Origin of the sequence: Pseudomonas sp. PS02303, from assembly GCF_029959925.1 — a bacterium.
GTDB lineage: Bacteria > Pseudomonadota > Gammaproteobacteria > Pseudomonadales > Pseudomonadaceae > Aquipseudomonas > Aquipseudomonas mandelii.
Window position 1 is genome coordinate 1 of the sequence record NZ_JASCOM010000439.1, and the last position, 2833, is coordinate 2833.

Consider the following 2833-nt stretch of genomic DNA (forward strand, 5'->3'; position numbering starts at 1 on the left):
CCTGCTCGCGATGCAGGCACCGCGGTATTTCAGTTACACCGCGTTATCGTTCATCGCGAGCAGGCTCACTCCTACAGAAGACGGTTTTCCTTTCAGTTAAAAAAAAGGGCTTGGGGAATAAATCCCCAAGCCCTCAAAAGGTGAGAGGTGTCTAGTCCCTCGACCTGGTGAGCGTGTGGCTCCTGGTGCTCTTCGTTAAAAGAGCATGAGTCTGCGTTCGGTCAAGCCTTCAAAGGCACCAGACGCGGAGCAATCATGTTTTCCGGGCGCAGGATGTCGGCGAGCATTTCGTCGTCGAGCAAGCCTTCTTCGCGCACCAGTTCCAGCACGCCGCGGCCGCTTTCGAGGGCGATACGGGCGATGCGGGTGGCGTTTTCATAGCCGATGTACGGGTTCAGCGCGGTGACCAGGCCGATCGAGTGCTCGACCAGCTCACGGCAACGCTCTTCGTTGGCGGTGATGCCGACGATGCAGTGCTCGCGCAGCATGTCCATGGCGCGTTGCAGCAGGCGGATCGAGTCGAAAATCTTGAAGGCGATCAGCGGCTCCATCACGTTCAGTTGCAACTGGCCGCCTTCGGCGGCGATGGTCAGGGCCAGGTCGTTGCCGATGATCTGGAACGCTACCTGGTTAACCGCTTCCGGGATTACCGGGTTGACCTTGCCGGGCATGATCGAGCTGCCTGGCTGACGCGCCGGCAGGTTGATTTCGTTGATGCCGGTGCGCGGGCCGCTGGACAGCAGGCGCAGGTCGTTGCAGATCTTCGACAGCTTGACCGCGGTGCGCTTGAGCATGCCGGAGAACAGCACGAAGGCGCCCATGTCGGAGGTGGCTTCGATCAGGTCGGCCGCCGGAACCAGCGGTTGACCGCTGATCAGGGCCAGGCGCTGAACGGCCAGGTGCTGGTAACGCGGGTCGGCGTTGATGCCGGTACCGATCGCGGTGCCGCCCAGGTTCACTTCGGTCAGCAGTTCAGGTGCCAGTGTTTTCAGGCGTGCCAGGTCTTCGCTCAACGTGGTGGCGAAGGCGCGGAATTCTTGACCCAGGGTCATCGGCACGGCGTCTTGCAGCTGGGTACGACCCATCTTCAAGACGTGGCTGAACTCAACACCCTTGGCAGCGAACGCCTGGATCAGGCTGTCGAGGCTGGCCAGCAGCGCGTCGTGACCCAGCAGCAGACCCAGGCGGATCGCGGTCGGGTAGGCGTCGTTGGTCGACTGCGCCATGTTCACGTCGTTGTTCGGGTGCAGGTATTGGTATTCGCCCTTCTGGTGACCCATGGCCTCCAGCGCGATGTTGGCGATGACTTCGTTGGCATTCATGTTGGTCGAAGTGCCAGCGCCGCCTTGAATCATGTCCACCACGAACTCTTCGTGGAAATCGCCGCGGATCAGACGGGCACAGGCTTCGCTGATGGCCGCGTGCTTGGCTTCGCTCAGGTGACCCAGCTCGCGGTTGGCGTCAGCGGCGGCCTGTTTGACCATCGCCAGGCCGACAACCAGCTTCGGGTAATGCGAAATCGGAACGCCGGAGAGACGGAAGTTGTTCACCGCTCGCAGGGTCTGGATGCCGTAATACGCTTGAGCAGGTACTTCGAGTACGCCAAGCAGGTCTTTTTCTGTGCGGAAAGATGCAGCGGAGGACATGATAGAAATCATCTCGATAAGGACCCGGTCTGTGCCGGAACGCTGCAAATGCTAGGCTTGTAGAGAATTTTCGGCCAATGCTGTTAAACACTGGCCTATGCACATTCGGCATAATGCCGGTGTGACGCCGTGTGTGCGGCGAGCGTGTGACCTAAATTGGTGCGTGTCCGGGAGGACGTGATGAATCTGGAAAGTAAATGGCTCGAGGACTTCAGCGCCTTGGCCGCCACCCGCAGCTTCTCCCAGGCTGCGGAACGCCGCTTCGTGACGCAGCCCGCGTTTAGTCGCCGAATCCGCAGCCTGGAAGCCGCGCTGGGGCTGACGTTGGTCAACCGCTCGCGCACGCCGGTCGAACTGACGGCGGCGGGACAGTTGTTTTTGGTGACCGCGCGGACCGTGGTTGAACAGCTCGGCGAAGTGCTGCGCCACCTTCATCACCTGGAAGGCGGGCAGGGCGAAGTGATGCAAGTGGCTGCCGCTCACTCTTTGGCCTTGGGTTTCTTTCCGCGCTGGATCGCGCAGTTGCGCAATGAAGGCCTGAACATTGCCACGCGGTTGGTGGCGACCAACGTCGGCGACGCGGTGCATGCGCTGCGCGAGGGCGGTTGCGACTTGATGCTGGCGTTCTATGACCCGGACGCGGCCTTGCAGATGGACCCGGAAATCTTCCCGTCGCTGCACCTTGGCCACACCGAGATGTTGCCGGTGTGCGCGGCGGATGCCGAGGGCAAACCCTTGTTCGATCTGGAAGGCGAGGCCAGTGTGCCGCTGCTCGCTTACAGCGCCGGTGCGTTTCTCGGGCGTTCGGTCAATATGCTGCTGCGCCAGCGTGCGCTGCGCTTCACCACCATCTATGAGACCGCCATGGCCGACAGCCTGAAAAGCATGGCGCTCGAGGGGTTGGGGATTGCCTGGGTGCCGCAATTGAGCGTGCGTGCCGAACTGGCGCGCGGTGAACTGGTGGTCTGCGGCGGCCCGCAATGGCATGTGCCGCTGGAGATCCGACTGTATCGCTGCGCGCTGGTGCGCAAGGCGAACGTTCGTTTGCTGTGGCGCAAACTGGAAGGCGGCGCCGCCCAAGGCACGACGGGTTCCTGAAACCACTGAAGATCAAAAGTGGGAGCGAGCCTGCTCGCGAATGCGGTGGTTCAGTCAACAGTGTCGGCGACTGGCACATCGCATTCGCG

Annotated in this window: 2 protein-coding genes; one reads left to right on the forward strand and one right to left on the reverse strand. The window is 61.6% G+C overall.

Features of this window, described 5'->3' with window-relative positions; all coding sequences use genetic code 11:
* Window positions 1–221 precede the first annotated feature (221 nt).
* Window positions 222–1646 (reverse strand): aspartate ammonia-lyase, encoded by a 1425-nt coding sequence (gene aspA / locus QMX98_RS33775; protein ID WP_010465341.1) that lies wholly within the window; start codon window positions 1644–1646, stop codon window positions 222–224.
* Window positions 1647–1826: 180 nt separating this feature from the next.
* Between aspA and QMX98_RS33780 the strand changes: the two genes are divergently transcribed.
* Complete coding sequence (locus QMX98_RS33780) at window positions 1827–2744, forward strand: LysR substrate-binding domain-containing protein (RefSeq protein ID WP_077748548.1); 918 nt, start codon at window positions 1827–1829, stop codon at window positions 2742–2744.
* Window positions 2745–2833 lie beyond the last annotated feature (89 nt).